This window comes from Actinomycetota bacterium, assembly GCA_018334075.1.
Taxonomy (GTDB): domain Bacteria; phylum Actinomycetota; class Coriobacteriia; order Anaerosomatales; family UBA912; genus JAGXSC01.
Genome location: JAGXSC010000010.1, coordinates 59840 through 74487, shown reverse-complemented (window position 1 = coordinate 74487; position 14648 = coordinate 59840). Strand labels below are relative to the sequence as shown.

General features: G+C 55.1%; 26 protein-coding genes. All 26 read left to right on the top strand.

Translation table 11 applies throughout. The features are described from left to right. Positions 1-39 precede the first annotated feature (39 nt). Positions 40-408 carry a 50S ribosomal protein L14 gene (rplN, locus tag KGZ89_02225; protein ID MBS3973674.1) on the top strand — a complete coding sequence of 123 codons (369 nt, stop codon included), beginning with the start codon at positions 40-42 and terminating at the stop codon, positions 406-408. A 13-nt stretch (positions 409-421) separates the two neighbouring features. After that, entirely contained in the window at positions 422-745 is a 324-nt protein-coding gene (gene rplX / locus KGZ89_02220; protein ID MBS3973673.1) for a 50S ribosomal protein L24, read from the top strand. A 73-nt stretch (positions 746-818) separates the two neighbouring features. Further along, the gene (gene rplE, locus KGZ89_02215) at positions 819-1373 is read left to right on the top strand and encodes a 50S ribosomal protein L5 (protein MBS3973672.1); all 555 of its coding nucleotides are present in this window, start codon (positions 819-821) and stop codon (positions 1371-1373) included. 30 nt (positions 1374-1403) lie between these two features. After that, positions 1404-1589 carry a type Z 30S ribosomal protein S14 gene (locus KGZ89_02210; protein ID MBS3973671.1) on the top strand — a complete coding sequence of 62 codons (186 nt, stop codon included), beginning with the start codon at positions 1404-1406 and terminating at the stop codon, positions 1587-1589. Positions 1590-1683: 94 nt separating this feature from the next. Then, positions 1684-2082 carry a 30S ribosomal protein S8 gene (rpsH, locus tag KGZ89_02205; GenBank protein MBS3973670.1) on the top strand — a complete coding sequence of 133 codons (399 nt, stop codon included), beginning with the start codon at positions 1684-1686 and terminating at the stop codon, positions 2080-2082. A 32-nt stretch (positions 2083-2114) separates the two neighbouring features. Then, a complete protein-coding gene (gene rplF, locus KGZ89_02200; GenBank protein MBS3973669.1) occupies positions 2115-2651 on the top strand; it encodes a 50S ribosomal protein L6 in 537 nt (178 codons plus the stop codon). A 47-nt stretch (positions 2652-2698) separates the two neighbouring features. Next, on the top strand, positions 2699-3067 hold the full coding sequence (rplR, locus tag KGZ89_02195) for a 50S ribosomal protein L18 (GenBank protein MBS3973668.1): 369 nt from the start codon (positions 2699-2701) through the stop codon (positions 3065-3067). Positions 3068-3077: 10 nt separating this feature from the next. Further along, positions 3078-3587 (top strand): 30S ribosomal protein S5, encoded by a 510-nt coding sequence (gene rpsE / locus KGZ89_02190; protein ID MBS3973667.1) that lies wholly within the window; start codon positions 3078-3080, stop codon positions 3585-3587. 6 nt (positions 3588-3593) lie between these two features. Further along, a complete protein-coding gene (gene rpmD, locus KGZ89_02185; protein MBS3973666.1) occupies positions 3594-3776 on the top strand; it encodes a 50S ribosomal protein L30 in 183 nt (60 codons plus the stop codon). A 41-nt stretch (positions 3777-3817) separates the two neighbouring features. After that, on the top strand, positions 3818-4264 hold the full coding sequence (gene rplO / locus KGZ89_02180; GenBank protein ID MBS3973665.1) for a 50S ribosomal protein L15: 447 nt from the start codon (positions 3818-3820) through the stop codon (positions 4262-4264). Then, complete coding sequence (secY, locus tag KGZ89_02175; GenBank protein ID MBS3973664.1) at positions 4261-5514, top strand: preprotein translocase subunit SecY; 1254 nt, start codon at positions 4261-4263, stop codon at positions 5512-5514. The genes rplO and secY overlap by 4 nt, the downstream gene beginning before the upstream one ends. Before the next feature lie 39 nt (positions 5515-5553). Further along, the gene (locus KGZ89_02170) at positions 5554-6183 is read left to right on the top strand and encodes an adenylate kinase (GenBank protein ID MBS3973663.1); all 630 of its coding nucleotides are present in this window, start codon (positions 5554-5556) and stop codon (positions 6181-6183) included. 9 nt (positions 6184-6192) lie between these two features. Then, positions 6193-6939, top strand: coding sequence for a type I methionyl aminopeptidase (gene map / locus KGZ89_02165; GenBank protein ID MBS3973662.1), 747 nt, complete (start codon positions 6193-6195; stop codon positions 6937-6939). Between the two features lie 87 nt (positions 6940-7026). Then, positions 7027-7248, top strand: a complete 222-nt coding sequence (gene infA, locus KGZ89_02160; protein MBS3973661.1) for a translation initiation factor IF-1 — start codon at positions 7027-7029, stop codon at positions 7246-7248. A gap of 58 nt (positions 7249-7306) precedes the next feature. Next, positions 7307-7420 (top strand): 50S ribosomal protein L36, encoded by a 114-nt coding sequence (gene rpmJ, locus KGZ89_02155; GenBank protein ID MBS3973660.1) that lies wholly within the window; start codon positions 7307-7309, stop codon positions 7418-7420. A gap of 14 nt (positions 7421-7434) precedes the next feature. Beyond that, positions 7435-7809: a 30S ribosomal protein S13 gene (gene rpsM, locus KGZ89_02150; GenBank protein ID MBS3973659.1), complete on the top strand. Its 375-nt coding sequence runs from the start codon at positions 7435-7437 to the stop codon at positions 7807-7809. A gap of 3 nt (positions 7810-7812) precedes the next feature. After that, entirely contained in the window at positions 7813-8214 is a 402-nt protein-coding gene (gene rpsK, locus KGZ89_02145; protein ID MBS3973658.1) for a 30S ribosomal protein S11, read from the top strand. A gap of 20 nt (positions 8215-8234) precedes the next feature. Beyond that, positions 8235-8861 (top strand): 30S ribosomal protein S4, encoded by a 627-nt coding sequence (gene rpsD / locus KGZ89_02140; GenBank protein MBS3973657.1) that lies wholly within the window; start codon positions 8235-8237, stop codon positions 8859-8861. Between the two features lie 32 nt (positions 8862-8893). Beyond that, positions 8894-9832 carry a DNA-directed RNA polymerase subunit alpha gene (locus KGZ89_02135; GenBank protein ID MBS3973656.1) on the top strand — a complete coding sequence of 313 codons (939 nt, stop codon included), beginning with the start codon at positions 8894-8896 and terminating at the stop codon, positions 9830-9832. 13 nt (positions 9833-9845) lie between these two features. Continuing rightward, a complete protein-coding gene (gene rplQ / locus KGZ89_02130; GenBank protein MBS3973655.1) occupies positions 9846-10199 on the top strand; it encodes a 50S ribosomal protein L17 in 354 nt (117 codons plus the stop codon). Positions 10200-10317: 118 nt separating this feature from the next. After that, complete coding sequence (locus KGZ89_02125) at positions 10318-11124, top strand: energy-coupling factor transporter ATPase (GenBank protein ID MBS3973654.1); 807 nt, start codon at positions 10318-10320, stop codon at positions 11122-11124. After that, positions 11121-11981, top strand: coding sequence for an ATP-binding cassette domain-containing protein (locus tag KGZ89_02120; protein MBS3973653.1), 861 nt, complete (start codon positions 11121-11123; stop codon positions 11979-11981). Before KGZ89_02125 ends, KGZ89_02120 begins: the two co-directional genes overlap by 4 nt. A 71-nt stretch (positions 11982-12052) precedes the next feature. Then, positions 12053-12775, top strand: coding sequence for an energy-coupling factor transporter transmembrane protein EcfT (locus KGZ89_02115; protein ID MBS3973652.1), 723 nt, complete (start codon positions 12053-12055; stop codon positions 12773-12775). A 22-nt stretch (positions 12776-12797) separates the two neighbouring features. After that, a complete protein-coding gene (gene truA / locus KGZ89_02110) occupies positions 12798-13586 on the top strand; it encodes a tRNA pseudouridine(38-40) synthase TruA (GenBank protein ID MBS3973651.1) in 789 nt (262 codons plus the stop codon). A gap of 162 nt (positions 13587-13748) precedes the next feature. Next, a complete protein-coding gene (rplM, locus tag KGZ89_02105) occupies positions 13749-14195 on the top strand; it encodes a 50S ribosomal protein L13 (GenBank protein MBS3973650.1) in 447 nt (148 codons plus the stop codon). Continuing rightward, on the top strand, positions 14188-14589 hold the full coding sequence (rpsI, locus tag KGZ89_02100; protein ID MBS3973649.1) for a 30S ribosomal protein S9: 402 nt from the start codon (positions 14188-14190) through the stop codon (positions 14587-14589). The genes rplM and rpsI overlap by 8 nt, the downstream gene beginning before the upstream one ends. Positions 14590-14648 lie beyond the last annotated feature (59 nt).

The following is a 14648-nucleotide window of genomic DNA, read 5'->3' as shown; positions in this document are numbered from 1 at the left end:
TCGCACCTCTGGTTTGCCGTATGCCGACGGAGGAAGTAAATGATTCAGGCAGAAACGCGATTAAAGGTAGCTGACAACTCGGGAGCCCGCAAAGTGGCGTGCATCAAGGTCCTGGGTGGATCCAAGCGTCGCTATGCGTATGTGGGCGATGTGATCGTCTGTGCTGTAAAAGAGGCGATTCCCAATGGAACAGTCAAAAAGGGAGATGTAGTTCGCGCCGTTGTGGTTCGCACAAAGAAGGAGATCCGGCGCAAGGATGGCAGCTACATCAAGTTTGATGAGAACGCCGCTGTAGTCATCGATCATCAGGGTAACCCGAGGGGCACACGTATTTTCGGCCCGGTCGCTCGTGAGCTGCGCGATCGGCGTTATATGAAAATAGTGTCGCTCGCCCCTGAGGTTCTATAGAAGGAGAGTAAGAATGTCCCGCTCATTGTTTGTTCGCAAAGGCGACAAGGTAAAGGTTATAGCCGGCAAGGATAAAGGCAAGGAAAGCCGTGTGCTGGCTGTAAACCCGGAGAAGCGTCGACTTGTCGTTGAGCATGTGAATATGATCAAGAAGCATCGCCGCCCTACGAGGACTCAGCCCCAGGGGGGCATCCTTGAAATGGAAGGCACCATCCACATAAGCAATATTATGCTGATTTGCCCCAGTTGCTCTCAGGCTACAAGGGCTGGACGGCGCCGGGATGAAGGAAAGCGAATTCGGGTTTGCAAGAAGTGTGGCGCAGATATAGACAAGTGACCCGCAGGGGTCTAAAGGTGATTGCGTGGGGTCGGAAATCCTGCGCATAAACACGACACGGAGGAAGTTTTAGATGGAACCAAGATTCAAGACCAGGTACAGGGAAGAAGTCGCCGGCAAGCTGATGAGTGAGCTTGGGTACAGCAATATTCATCAGGTCCCCAGACTCGAGAAGATCGTAGTTAACATGGGTGTTGGCGAGGCGGCCCAAGATGCCAAGGCACTCGATGCGGCAATGCGGGATCTCGCGATCATCACCGGTCAGAAGCCCAAGCTCAATCGGGCCAGAAAATCGATCGCTGGCTTCAAGATTCGCCAGGGAATGCCGATCGGTGCAAAGGTTACCCTGCGCGGAGCCAGAATGTGGGAGTTTTTTGATCGCCTCGTGACCACGGCTATACCGCGGGTCAGGGACTTTCGCGGACTAAATCCAAACTCCTTTGACGGTTCCGGCAACTACTCCATGGGATTGACTGAGCAGCTGGTTTTCCCTGAGATCGACTACGACAAGATCGATAGGGTTAGAGGAATGGATATCACCTTTGTCACCACTGCAAGCAGTGATGATGAGGCGAGGGCCTTGCTTCAGGCATTCGCCTTTCCGTTCAAGAGAAAAAAGGGAATGTAAGGCGCCTCGTCGCCCACAAGGAGGTTAGTAGTGGCCAAGAAGTCTATGATAGCCAAAGCCAAGAGGACACCGCGGTTTGCAGTTCGTGCCGTGAATCGTTGTATGCGCTGCGGACGCCCAAGAGGTTTCTACAGACAGTTTGGATTGTGCAGGATATGCCTGAGAGTGCTTGCAAGTCGCGGTGAGCTACCCGGAGTTCGCAAGGCTAGCTGGTAGCTTTTGTGTGAAGGACCTGGCGAGAAGGCGCATTCACCACGGGTGAGTGCGAACCGGCGCGAGGAATGGATTTGAACCATAGGAGGTTGAAATAATGAGCATGACGGATCCAATAGCAGACATGTTGACGAGGGTGAGAAACGCTAACTCGGCGTTTAAATCCTCGGTGACGATGCCGGCTTCTAAGAAGTTGGTAGAGATAGCAAGGGTTATGAAGCATGAGGGATACATCGACGACTATACTGTCGTGTCGGGCGATCCGCAGGACACGCTTGAGATAGCGTTAAAGTATGGACCCAGAAGGCAGCGTACAATCACCGGTATTCGCAGAATATCGAAGCCCGGATTGCGCGTGTACGCGAAAAAGGAAGATCTTCCGAGGGTTCTCGGCGGTCTTGGTATTGCCGTGGTTTCAACGTCAAGCGGAGTGATGACCGATCGCGAGGCCCGTAAAGCGGGCGTTGGCGGAGAAGTCATCGCTTACATCTGGTAGTCGGACTGGACTGAAAGGAAAGGAGCATCGCCGTGTCTCGTATCGGCAAACAGCCCATCCCGGTCCCTTCCGGGGTAGAGGTAAAGAATGAAAACAACAGGGTTACGGTCAAGGGTCCTAAAGGTCAGCTCTCGCAGCAGTTCAACGAGGCTCTGATTATAGAGGTCGAGGAGGGCGTAGTTACCGTCTCCCGTCCTGATGACACGAGGGATAACCGCGCGCTGCATGGCCTTACGCGTACGCTTGTCGCGAACATGGTGGCTGGTGTCTCGGAAGGCTTTTCCAAGAATCTCGAGATTGTAGGTGTCGGATATCGTGCAGCGATGAACGGCGAGGATCTTGAGATGCAGCTTGGGTTTTCGCACCCGGTTATCGTAAAGGCCGAGGAGAACATATCTTTTGAGGTTCCGACCCCGACCAGAATTACCGTTCGTGGAATCGACAAGCAGCGAGTCGGGCAGATTGCTGCAGAAATTCGACGGTGGCGTTCGCCGGAGCCGTATAAGGGCAAAGGAATCAGGTATGAAGGCGAGCGGGTTCGCCGCAAACTGGGCAAGACGGCTAAGTAAAACTGAAATTATGATGGGCATATCAATCTCAAGGAGTGCAGTGAGCCATGGATAGGCTAAAAACAAAGCGAGCCGGACTCGCCAGGAGGAAGACTCGGGTGCGCGGGAAGGTTTCAGGAACGGCGCAGAGGCCCCGTCTATGCGTGACGCGTACCAATATGCATATTTACGCTCAGCTGATCGACGATGTCGCCGGACAGACTCTAGTCGCCTGCTCATCTCTGGACAACCAGGTCAGCATATCGCTGAAGGGCGGCGGAAACGTCGATGCAGCCAGGATCATAGGGGAGCTTCTCGGCCGGCGAGCTCTTGAAAAAGGTATATCGGAAGTTGTGTTCGATCGTTCGGGACGTTTGTATCATGGCCGGGTCAAGTCGCTGGCTGAAGGCGCTAGAAGCGCCGGACTGAAGTTTTAGGAGGCCAAGTATGGCGCGTAGGGAGGCTCCGGTTTCGGAGCTGCAAGAAAAGGTAGTCTTTATCAACAGGGTTTCCAAGGTGGTCAAAGGTGGCCGGCGTTTTGCTCTGACTGCGCTGGTAGTGGTTGGAGATGGCGCTGGGAACGTGGGAATCGGAATGGGTAAGTCCCAGGAGGTTCCGATCGCGATCAAGAAGGGCATCGAAGACGCCAAGAAAAATATGTTCAAGGTTCCGCTGACCAATGGCACAATACCGCACGCGATAATTGGTAACTATGGCGCAGGACAGGTTCTCCTCAAACCCGCTGCCCCTGGTACCGGTGTGATCGCAGGTGGTCCGGTCCGAGCACTGCTGGTTCTGGCGGGTGTCAGTGATGTGCTCTCGAAGTCGCTCGGGACAAACAATGCCTTGAATATGGTCAAGGCTGCAGCCGAAGGATTGAAGTCGCTTACCAGCGCCGAGGAAGTCGCTCGTAAGCGCGGAAAATCCGTCGGTCAGATATATGGTTTGGAGGATTAGTATCCAATGGCCAAGAGGCTTAGAGTCACCCAGGTACGTAGCACAATTGGTTTTGCACAGGATCAAAAGTCCACAGTCAAGGCGTTAGGACTGAAAAGGCTCAATCATGTTGTTGAGCACGATGATACACCCGTAATCCGCGGTATGATATTCAAGGTGAAACACCTGCTCAAGGTTGAGGAATTTTAACGAACAAAACCTTGTGCCAACAAGGACGAAGGAGAATTAGAATGCAGATTCATGATCTGTTTCCGGCCCCTGGGTCGCGCAAGAACCGCAAGAGAGTCGGGCGCGGTCACGGCAGTGGGCACGGCGGACGATCGGGCAAGGGTAACAAGGGTCAGCTGTCGCGTGCGGGCGGCGGCAAGGGCCCCGGCTTCGAGGGTGGTCAGAACCCGCTACATATGCGACTGCCGAAGTTGCCGGGATTCAAAAACCCCTTCCGCATAGCATATGCTGTGGTGAATGTCGGACGTCTGGATGAGAAATTCTCGGCGGGAGATGTCGTTGATGTCGATGCCTTGTTTGCCAGCGGAATGATTAAGTCAAGACAAGTGGCGGTCAAAGTACTCGGAGACGGTGAAATCACCAAAGCCTTGACGGTCAAGGTCGACAAGGTCTCTGCTGCTGCTGCAACCAAGATCGCTGCAGCCGGCGGAAAGGTAGAAACCCCGTGATTACCGCAATCGCCAACGCTTTGCGCGTTCCCGAGCTAAGGCGAAAGATCATCTTCACTCTGGTTGTGCTTGGGCTATACCGGATCGGCGCGCATATTCCTGTGCCAGGAGTCGATATTGAGGCGGTTAGAGCCCTTGTCGAAGGGCAGGCAGTGCTTGGGCTGCTCAACCTGTTTTCCGGTGGCGCACTCGAGACGTTTGCAGTGTTTTCTCTCGGCATCATGCCATACATTACCGCCTCGATCATTATGCAGCTCTTGAGAGCGGTGGTCCCGACGCTGGAGCGCTGGTCGAAAGAGGGCGAGACGGGACAGCGAAAGATTACACAATGGACTCGCTACCTAACGCTCGGTATTGCCGTGCTGAACGCCCTTGGATTGCTTACGGTGTTCAGAGACGCGCTTGCCGGATCGGGTGTTGGCTTTGGAGTGGTCACAAACGCGGTAATCGTTATCTCACTTGTGGCCGGTGCGATTTTGGTCATGTGGATGGGCGAGCTCATTACTCAAAGAGGTATCGGTAACGGGATGTCTTTGATCATCTTTGCCAGTATCGTTGCGCGCTTTCCTGTGGCGATGTGGCAAGCCCTCCAGCTTGGGAATGTGCTCATGTTCGTGGTGACCATCGTGATCTTCCTGGCAGTCGTTGCTTTCGTGGTGATGATGGAGCGGGGGCAGCGCAGGATTCCCGTTCAGTACGCCAAGCGCGTTATAGGCCGCAAGGTTTATGGCGGATCCGGCACGTATATTCCCTTGAAGGTGAACGGATCGGGCGTAATCCCCATAATTTTCGCCTCGGCGGTGTTATTCTTTCCCGCTCAGCTCGCGACGATGACGGGGAATGCGTTTCTTACCGGAGTCGGCAATGCTCTATCCGAGGGCTGGTTGTATTACGCGTTCTTCTCGGTATTGATCGTATTCTTTGCGTACTTCTACTCGGCTCTGGTGTTCAATCCGATCGATCTTGGAGACAACCTTCGCAAGAACGGAGGCTTCATCCCAGGGGTGCGCCCCGGGAAGGCGACTGTCAGCTATATTGAGGGCGTGATGAATCGCATCACCTTGCCAGGGGCGGTATTCCTTGCAGGTATCGCAATTCTCCCAACGATACTTTTCCGGGCAACTGATATGACTGTTCTGGAGCAGTTCGGCGGGGCATCGATATTGATCATGGTCGGAGTTGCTTTGGAGACAATGACTCAGCTGGAGAGTCAGCTGAAGATGCGTCACTACGATGGGTTTTTCAAGTAAGTGATATTTGAAACAGACGGATTTTAGGAAAGAGGGATGATGAACACCGTATTGCTCGGCGCTCCGGGAGTTGGAAAAGGCACCCAGTCGGCCAGGATTGTTTCAGAGTGGGGCCTGGCGCATATCTCCACCGGAGACATATTGCGCCAGGCGGTTGCTGCTGAGACTCCTTTGGGAGTGCAGGCCAAGAGCTATATGGATTCAGGCGAACTCGTTCCGGACTTCATAGTAATTGGACTTGTGAAATCTCGGATTATGGAATCGGGCATGAGCAAGGGGTTCGTTCTCGACGGCTTTCCTCGCAATGAAAGTCAGGCCGCAGCTCTCGATCGAGAGTTGGAAGATATGGGCGTGTCTCTGGACGCGGTGATCAATATCGACGTGCCGCGGGATCTAATTGTCCAGCGCTTGACGACGCGACGTGCTTGCGAAGCGTGCGGAAGGATTACGAGCGCATCCGAGGGTAGCAACTGTGTCTCATGCGGGGCCGCCCTTATTCAGCGCTCAGACGACAACGAGGCAACCGTAAGAAACCGTCTCGCAGTGTATGACAGAGCCACCGCCCCGCTCATCAACTACTACCGCTCGCGCGGAGTCCTTAGGGAGATCGATGGTTCTAGATCGGTAAACGAAGTTTGGGAGAGCATCAAATCCGCTCTCGGAAAATAGCTTTTTACCGTGATCATAAGGAAGTCATCCACAGAAATCGAAATCATGCGCCAAGCGGGAAGGATAACCGCACAGGCGCTGCAGGCGATTGGTGAGCACGTCCGCCCAGGGGTTACAACGCTAAGGCTCGACGCCATAGCCGAGGAGCTTATTCGCACCGCGGGAGCAATGCCAGCCTTCAAGGGCTACCATGGGTTTCCTGCTACTATCTGTGCATCCATAAATCATGAGGTCGTACACGGCATTCCGTCATCCCGTAGACTGGAGCAGGGAGACATACTCTCTGTCGATGTAGGTGCGATCGTTGAGGGATACTACGCGGACAGCGCCATGACCTTTCCAGTTGGTGAGGTCAGTGCGTTGGCCGAAGAGCTAATAAAGGTCACCAGGCGCTCACTCGATCTTGGGATATCCAAGGCGGTTGTCGGAGGCAGGGTTTCGGACATATCGGCGGCCATTCAAGGCGCGGCAGATGAGGCCGGATTTGGAGTCGTCAGAGAGTATGTAGGGCATGGGATCGGACGCTCTATGCATGAAGAGCCGCAGGTCCCGAACTTTGGAGTTGCAGGAAAAGGCCCTACTCTTGCCGAGGGCATGGTGCTAGCTATCGAGCCAATGGTCAATGCCGGCGGAGCTGAGGTCGAGGGACTCTCGGATGGCTGGACAGTTTCAACTCTCGACCGCTCCTTATCGGCACACTTTGAGCATACAATCGCCATACATCGAGATGGCCCGTTGATTCTTACACTTCCCTGAAAGATATAAAAATGATGTGGACTACTATAAAAGAAATAGGTATACTGACCATTTGCGGCTGAAGCCGAGGTGAGGAGATTATAGCTGGTGGCGAAGCGTGAAGAGTCCATAGAGATGGAAGGTACGGTTAGTGAGCCGCTGCCAAACGCTATGTTCCGGGTTGAGCTAGACAATGGGCACAAGGTTTTAGCGCATATTTCCGGGAAGATGAGAATGCACTACATCCGTATTCTCCCAGGTGATCGAGTCGTAGTAGAGCTTTCGCCCTACGATCTGACACGAGGCAGAATCACTTACAGGTATAAGTAGAAAGTACGCGCCTGCGGCTGGGCGTGAATATAGATGTGTATTACCGAAAGGGAGAGCGATGAAGGTAAGACCTTCCGTCAAGCAGATGTGTGACAAATGTAAAATTATTCGCCGTCACGGCAGGGTCCTTGTTATATGTGAGAACCCGCGCCACAAGCAGCGACAAGGTTAGAGGAGGTACGGCGAGTGGCCAGAATTGCAGGTATCGACTTACCGCGCGAAAAGCGTGTCGAGACGGGCCTGACCTACATTTTCGGTATAGGTTTGACGACTAGCCAGTTGATCCTGCGAGATACTGGGATCTCGGGTGACACTCGGGTTCGCGACCTTACTGAGGAGGAGGTCGTAAAGCTCAGAGAGTATATCGACAAGACCCTGAGCATAGAGGGTGATCTTCGAAGAGAGGTCAGCCAGAATATCAAGCGTCTTATGGAGATAGGTTGCTACCGTGGATTGCGCCATCGTCGTGGCCTTCCCGTGCGCGGGCAGAGGACTCACACCAACGCGCGCACTCGTAAGGGCCCCCGTCGTCAAATCGGCGCCAAGAAGAAGGGCAAGTAGTACATGGTCGCCAAGAAGAAGAACGTTACAACTCGGGTGCGTCGCTCCGAACGCAAAAATATTGCTGTTGGGCAGGCGCACATCAAGAGCACATTCAATAACACGGTTATAACGATCACTGACCCACAAGGAAACGTGATTGCCTGGCAGTCAGCCGGAACCGTGGGATTCAAGGGGTCTCGCAAGTCTACCCCCTTTGCCGCCCAGATGGCTGCTGAGGCTTGTGCCCGGGCAGCCATGGAGCATGGCATGCGTAAGGTATCCGTGTTTGTGAAAGGCCCCGGTTCAGGCAGAGAGACAGCAGTGCGTTCGCTGCAGGCCGCAGGCCTGGAGATCGCTGCTATCCAGGATTGCACACCGGTCCCGCACAATGGCTGTCGGCCGCGCAAGCGCCGCCGAGTTTAGTTTACGGAAGGAAATAGATTATGGCTCGCTATACCGGTGCGGACTGCAGATTGTGCCGCCGCGAAGGTACTAAATTATTTCTGAAGGGCGATAGGTGCTATTCGGACAAGTGCGCAATCGAGCGCCGTCCGTACGCTCCCGGAATGGCCGGCAAGCGCCGTCCACGTGATTCCGAGTATCGAATCCAGCTTCGCGAGAAGCAAAAGACCAAGAGGATGTATGGCCTTTTGGAAAAGCAGTTCAGGGGCTATTACGCTCTTGCTACGAGGCAGCTTGGAGTGACCGGCGAGAACTTGCTCCGGTTGCTGGAGAGCCGCCTGGACAACGTTGTCTACAGGCTGGGTTTTGCGAAGTCCCGAGATGAGGCCCGTCAGGTTGTTCGTCACGGACATATCACGGTCAACGGTCGCAGGGTTAACATTCCATCCTACAGGGTTCGGACCGGCGATACGATCGCCGTTGCCTCGAAGTCCAGGGATCTGTTGGTTATCAAGACTTCGCTGATCTCGTCTGAAAGAGTCGAAGTTCCAGGTTGGCTTGAGGTTGACATCGAGAAACTGTCCGGGAAAGTGCTATCACTGCCTGTGCGTGATCAGATTGATGCCCCCGTCCGCGAGCAGCTCATCGTTGAGTTGTACTCGAAGTAGGGCAGATGGACTAGCCGAGGAGGGCTAAAAAAGTGACAGAGTTTATGAGACCAAGTGTCAATGTAGAGCAGATCGGCGACTGCCTAGCTCGATATACCATGGAGCCCCTCGAGAGAGGCTTTGGTTACACGCTCGGGAACTGCATGCGCCGCACGCTCTTGTCTTCCCTACAGGGAGCTGCTGCCTGCTCCATACGGATCTCCGGAGTCCATCATGAGTTTGCTTCCCTGGATGGAGTTCGTGAGGATGTCACTGATATCGTACTCAACGTGAAGTCGCTGATATTTCGGTCGACAGGCATCGAGGGCGATAGCGCGGTTGCTACTCTTGTGAAATCCGGACCGGGTGTTGTCACAGCTGCCGACCTCGAGATTCCCGCAGAGTTTGATATCGTGAATCCAGATGCTGTTATCGCCCATCTGGCGAAAGGTGCGACTCTGGAAATGAGAGTCGGCATTCGTGTCGGGCGCGGTTATATTGCCGCCGACAAGAACAGGCCAGTGGACGACTCCGTAGATACCATCCTGATCGATTCACTATTCTCTCCAGTTTCGCGGTGCACATATGTGGTAGAGAACACTCGAGTCGGACAGCGAACCGACTACGACAAGCTTATTTTGGAAGTTGAGACCAACGGTGCGATAGAGCCGAGTGATGCTGTGGCCCGTGCAGGGCAGATAATCAATGAGCACATGCTGGTATTTGCCGATCAGGCGGTATCCGCGCTACCGGATGAGGGAATCTTCCGTGTATCGGAGGATGACTCCGAAGGTGATCTCGACAGGCCAATCGAGGACCTGGATCTTTCGGTTCGCTCATACAATTGCCTTAGGCGCCAAGGGGTCAACACCATTGGTCAACTAACCGAGTGCAGCGAGAATGACCTTCTCAATATTCGCAACTTTGGTGCGAAGTCGATTGAAGAGGTAAAGGACAAGCTGCAACAAGTAGGCCTCGGCCTGAAAGCGTAGGAGACAGTAAATCATGAGACATCAGAAGAAGGGTCGTAAGCTTGGCACGGATGCAAGTCATACTGACGCCATCCTGAAGAACCTTGCAACCGCCCTGTTTATCAATGAGAGAATAAAGACTACCGAGGCAAAGGCGAAGGAAGTTCGGTCGTTGGTAGAGGGCATCATCACGTGGGGCAAAAAAGGTGACGTGCACTCGAGAAGGCTCGCTATGGGCAAGCTTGGCGACAAGGAGCTCGTGCACAAAGTTTTCGCCGATATAGCCCCTCGTTTTGAAAACAGGAACGGCGGGTACACAAGGATACTGAAGTTGGGCCCCAGGAAAGGCGACTCTGCGCCGATGGTGATAATGGAGCTTGTCGATTAATTCGGCATGACGGCAGGAGGGCTTTCAAGCCTGGTACAAGCTATCGAGAGAGCCTCGCACTTCTTGCGAGGCTCTTTGCGTGAGAGTCGGATATCTGCCTGGTTAGCATGGAGGCGCTGTGATCAGCCTTAGAGAAATCAGCTTTACTTATCCTGGCTCAATTCGACAGGCCATCAGTGAGGTAACCCTGGAAATTTTTCCCGGGCAGACGCTTGCAGTCTTTGGCCCCAATGGCTCCGGGAAATCAACGTTGGCGTTGCTCATGAATGGCCTTTTGCTTCCGGATGAGGGCTCTGTCGTCGTCGATGGGCTCTCTGCTGCAGATCCCGCGTCAATATGGGAGGTTCGCAGCCGGGTGGGTGTTGTTTTTCAAAATCCGGACGCACAGATCGTGGGCACCGTGGTGGAGGAGGATGTTGCTTTCGGTCCTGAAAATCTCGGCGTTCCACCCGAGGAGCTGCGGGTGCGCGTCGATGCGGCACTGCAGAGTGTGGGATTGTCGGGGCTGGAGAGAAGGGAGCCGCATCTGCTGTCAGGGGGGCAGAAGCAGAGGTTGGCGATCGCCGGAGTACTCGCACTGCAACCCAGGTATATCATTCTGGATGAGCCGACAGCGATGCTCGATCCATCTGGCCGAAGCGATGTGTTGGAGATTATCGCCAGGCTTCGGGATGAGGGTACTGGCGTTGTTCACATTACACATCACGTTTCTGACCTCTCGGCTGCCGATAGGGTTCTCGTTCTTCGTGATGGGCGAATCGCCTTTCTTGGTACTCCCTCCAAGCTCTTGGAAGAAGAGGGCTTGCTTGAGAGTTTTGGGCTGACAGTTCCGCCCGTGTACGAGATGACATCGAGGCTCAGGCACCTGGGCCTGCCGGTTCCTGCGCTGGCAATGGATGCCGATGCGGTCGTGAGCGTCCTATGAGCCTGCGGGTAGATGGCGCGGGATACGTATACGCCAGCGGAATGAGCTTCGCCCATCGCGCGCTTGAGGGTGTCTCCTTTGAGGTCGACCGAGGAGAGAGTCTTGTGGTTCTTGGCCCGACGGGTTCTGGAAAGTCAACGCTGCTGCGCATGATAGCTGGCTTACTTCCACCTACTGAGGGATCGATAGAGATCGAGGGCCGTCCTGTGACCGGCCCGATGTTTGGTAGCTCGGGTCGGCTGGGCCTGGTGTTTCAGAATCCAGAGACCCAGCTTTTTGCCGATAGCGTGCTGGACGACGTGGCCTTTGGCCCTATGAACCAAGGTTTCTCGCACCCCGAAGCCATCGACCTGGCGCGCAGTGCGCTTGAGTCGGTCGGCCTTTTCACCGAGCAGTTTGCGCACAGATCGCCGTTTACGCTATCCGGCGGAGAGGCTCGACGGGTCGCGCTGGCCGGCGTTCTTGCTATGCAACCTCGGTATCTACTCCTGGACGAACCCACTGCTGGACTCGATATCGATGGTCGCCGGGTTATGCGACGCATTATCGGCGAGGTGAAGCAAGAGTGTGCGCTTCTAATCGTAACCCACGACGCCGAGGAGTTCCTCGGCATAGCCGACAAGGCGCTTCTGCTCGATCAGGGCAAGGCCGTGTATTACGGCGAAGCAGCCGCGCTGGTCCAAGACCCCCAATACTTCGCCAAAGCGGGTATTTTGCCCCCAGAGGTGCTAAGAACGCAGCTTGCGGCAGTTGCGGCGGGTTATCGATTGGGCGAGTTTACGTTGGACCCGATTCGCGCTGCGGAGATCATCTTTGACGCCGTGCGTCGGGGCCGGGATCAGGTGTGGTCACCGTGAGACCGCCAGTGCCATTTGGTCAGTATGTGCCGGTGGATTCGCCTATCCATACGCTCGAGGCGCGAGCAAAAATGATCCTGATATTTGTCTTTGCGATCGTGCTCTTTATGATCGAGCGATTCTCTGGCCTGGTGCTCATTGGGGCACTCGCTGTTATCGCCGTTGTGCTCTCTAAGGTTTCCTGGCGGATCGTCGTGCGCGGCCTGAAGGCCGTGACGCTGTTGCTGCTGTTCACCTTGTTGGCGCATTCGTTGCGCTGGGAGCCGGCAACTGTGGCGCTGATTCGGGTAGGCCCTTTGGCCGTCGACCCTGACGGACTCGGCAGAGGCATCTTCTTCTCGGCGCGCATTATGTTGCTGGTGATAGGCAGTTCGCTTTTGACTCTCACGACCTCGCCAGTGGAGTTGACCGATGGCTTGACTCGCCTGATGCGCCCACTCGAACGGATCCGGGTCCCAGTGGGGGAAATCGCTATGATATTGACGATCGCGCTGCGATTTATACCCACAACCGCCGAGGAAGCCGAGAAGATCGTCGTCGCCCAGATCGCCCGCGGCGCTAGATTTGATCAGCGCTGGCCGCTGGCACGAGCTCGGGCGTATATTCCCGTTCTGATACCGCTGTTTGTCGGTCTATTCAAGCGCTCCGAGGAACTCGCTGTCGCAATGGAGGCCAGGTGCTATCACGGTGGACATGGGCGCACGCGGCTCAATGAAAGTCGGCTTGGCGTAAGGGATATGATCGTCATGGTGTCAGTCGGCACTCTTCTGCTTGCTGTAGGAGTGACACTGTGATCAATCGTGATGGAGGCTTTCGATGAGCGATTGCATCGCCTTGCTGGTGTCTTACGACGGATCCGACTTTCACGGCTTTGCGCGTCAACCTGGCATACCGACGATCCAGGGAACCATCGAATCGGCGCTGCACACGATATTCGGGACCGCTGTCGGAACCACCGGCGCAGGCAGGACAGACGCTGGAGTTCACGCTTTGGGTCAGGTCGTAAGCTTCGATACGCCGGTTTCTTCGGCTCCGGATCTAATGCGCTTGACCAGGTCCCTGAACGCTTTGTGTGGACCCGGTATCGTTATCCGGGGCGCAAGGCGCTGCGCCAAGGGGTTCTCGGCAAGATTCGATGCGCACACTCGCGAGTACCGTTATGCCATTTGCACAGGCCCGGTCCCGCCGCTCTTCAGCTCTGGATACGCTTGGTGGGTAAAGAAGGAGCTTGACCTTGGCGTAATGCAGGAGGCCGCACTGGCGCTCCTCGGCGAGCACGATTTCTCGGCCTTCTGTGTCAGAGATTCGGCGATTGGCATAAACACTCACAGGGCGCTTGAGGTTGTGGAGATTACCGAGGAGTGCTTCCGGGAGGAGCGAGAGGTGACCATAAGGGTCGTCGGAGACGCATTCTTGCACTCGATGGTGAGGATACTTGTGGGAAGTCTGGTCGAGACAGGGTTGGGTCGGCGAGACGTTGATTGGTTGCATAAGGTGCTGGCAAGTCGTGACCGCGCGGCTGCTGGTCCGACCGCCCCGCCGCACGGTCTTACTTTGTGGCGCGTCGAGTACCCTTCGAGTTGCTGGCTGGAGGATTCGCTCTGAGCGCATAGCCGTTTGCAGGCATAGGCAACTTTGAGGCACTTCGGTTATTGACTCGGCCTAGGTCGATGGCTATAGTTTAGGGGTTCGTTTGAGCCCCGTGATCTTATACGAACAGTGACCGAGCGTTATTCGAAATTGAAATTATTTGAAATTGGAGGACAAGTGAAGACCTACCATGCCAAACCGGGGGAGATTGAGCGCGAGTGGCTGCTCGTCGACGCCAAAGACATGGTGCTGGGTCGTCTTGCAAGTCAGATCGCTCAGATCCTGAAAGGCAAGAACAAGCCGCAGTACACTCCCCATGTTGACACCGGCGATTTCGTCGTTGTCATCAACGCTGAGAAGATTCAGCTCACCGGAAACAAGATGGCGACAAAGATCGCCTACAGGCACAGCGGATATAATAGTGGCCTGAAAGCCACCCCGATATCTCGCATGCTTGAGCGTCACCCCGACAGGGTCATAACGCGTGCGGTCAAGGGCATGCTGCCCAAGAACACCCTCGGGCGAGCGATGGGCAAGAAGTTGAAGGTTTATGCAGGACCCGAACATCCCCATGCGGCCCAGAATCCGCGCCAGATTACGCTGGAGGGTCGAATCAATGGCTGATAACACCAAGGCAGTTTATCGTGGGACAGGCAGGCGCAAAACTTCAGTCGCCCGCGTCATGTTGATCCCGGGGACCGGGGTTATAACTGTAAATGGCCGCCCTGGCATTGAATACTTTGGCCGCGAGGCGCTAATCACCTTCGTCCAGGCGCCCTTCAAGACTACCGAGACAAGCGATCGATTCGATGTCATCGCAAAGATCCACGGTGGCGGAATTAGCGGCCAGGCCGGCGCGCTTCGTCATGGTATCGCTCGCGCCCTGCTCGACGCTGGCGAGGAGTACAGAGGCGAGCTGAAGCGAGCTGGTCATCTGCGACGTGATCCGAGAATGGTTGAGCGCAAGAAGTACGGCTTGAAGAAAGCCCGTAAGCGTCCACAGTTCTCCAAGCGCTAGGCCGCAGGGAGTTTTTCGATCAAATCAAGACCCGCCTATCCTTGGGCGGGTCTTGTGTG

Excerpts from the sequence above, each read along its gene's own strand:
- rpmJ (MBS3973660.1), top strand. The coding sequence starts at position 7,307 with ATGAAGGTAAGACCTTCCGTCAAGCAGATGTGTGACAAATGTAAAATT.
- KGZ89_02120 (MBS3973653.1), top strand. The coding sequence starts at position 11,121 with ATGAGCCTGCGGGTAGATGGCGCGGGATACGTATACGCCAGCGGAATG.
- rplQ (MBS3973655.1), top strand. The coding sequence starts at position 9,846 with ATGAGACATCAGAAGAAGGGTCGTAAGCTTGGCACGGATGCAAGTCAT.
- truA (MBS3973651.1), top strand. The coding sequence starts at position 12,798 with ATGAGCGATTGCATCGCCTTGCTGGTGTCTTACGACGGATCCGACTTT.
- rplO (MBS3973665.1), top strand. The coding sequence starts at position 3,818 with ATGCAGATTCATGATCTGTTTCCGGCCCCTGGGTCGCGCAAGAACCGC.
- rplN (MBS3973674.1), top strand. The coding sequence starts at position 40 with ATGATTCAGGCAGAAACGCGATTAAAGGTAGCTGACAACTCGGGAGCC.
- KGZ89_02170 (MBS3973663.1), top strand. The coding sequence starts at position 5,554 with ATGAACACCGTATTGCTCGGCGCTCCGGGAGTTGGAAAAGGCACCCAG.
- rplE (MBS3973672.1), top strand. The coding sequence starts at position 819 with ATGGAACCAAGATTCAAGACCAGGTACAGGGAAGAAGTCGCCGGCAAG.
- rplX (MBS3973673.1), top strand. The coding sequence starts at position 422 with ATGTCCCGCTCATTGTTTGTTCGCAAAGGCGACAAGGTAAAGGTTATA.
- rplR (MBS3973668.1), top strand. The coding sequence starts at position 2,699 with ATGGATAGGCTAAAAACAAAGCGAGCCGGACTCGCCAGGAGGAAGACT.
- rpsK (MBS3973658.1), top strand. The coding sequence starts at position 7,813 with ATGGTCGCCAAGAAGAAGAACGTTACAACTCGGGTGCGTCGCTCCGAA.
- rpsH (MBS3973670.1), top strand. The coding sequence starts at position 1,684 with ATGAGCATGACGGATCCAATAGCAGACATGTTGACGAGGGTGAGAAAC.
- rpmD (MBS3973666.1), top strand. The coding sequence starts at position 3,594 with ATGGCCAAGAGGCTTAGAGTCACCCAGGTACGTAGCACAATTGGTTTT.
- rpsD (MBS3973657.1), top strand. The coding sequence starts at position 8,235 with ATGGCTCGCTATACCGGTGCGGACTGCAGATTGTGCCGCCGCGAAGGT.
- rpsI (MBS3973649.1), top strand. The coding sequence starts at position 14,188 with ATGGCTGATAACACCAAGGCAGTTTATCGTGGGACAGGCAGGCGCAAA.
- KGZ89_02115 (MBS3973652.1), top strand. The coding sequence starts at position 12,053 with ATGATCCTGATATTTGTCTTTGCGATCGTGCTCTTTATGATCGAGCGA.
- rpsE (MBS3973667.1), top strand. The coding sequence starts at position 3,078 with ATGGCGCGTAGGGAGGCTCCGGTTTCGGAGCTGCAAGAAAAGGTAGTC.